Here is a 241-nt window from a genome sequence, read left to right as displayed (position 1 = left end):
ATAATAATTCTTTCTGATAGCACCGCTTTGGAAACCAAGCTTTTTGTACAAGTTTTGAGCAACTATATTTGTCACCCTTACTTCCAATGTCATAGACTTAGCTTCCTGCTTTTTCGCTTCTTCCATCATTGCTCTTAATAGTTTTTCTCCAAGCTTTTGCCCCCGGAAATCAGGCAATATGGCAATATTAGTTATATGAACCTCATCTATAACAATCCATGCTCCAATATAACCAACCAAC

The 241-nt window shown here is 36.9% G+C and carries 1 protein-coding gene; it reads right to left on the bottom strand.

The features are described from left to right. Window positions 1–241: ribosomal protein S18-alanine N-acetyltransferase (gene rimI / locus EOC06_RS39305; RefSeq protein ID WP_128310209.1), on the bottom strand; the 241-nt coding region annotated here is incomplete at both ends.

Source organism: Mesorhizobium sp. M7A.F.Ca.MR.362.00.0.0 (assembly GCF_004023175.1).
Taxonomy (GTDB): Bacteria; Pseudomonadota; Alphaproteobacteria; order Rhizobiales; family Rhizobiaceae; genus Mesorhizobium.
Note: the sequence above shows the minus strand (reverse complement) of the source record. Positions and strands in the feature narration are given on the sequence as shown.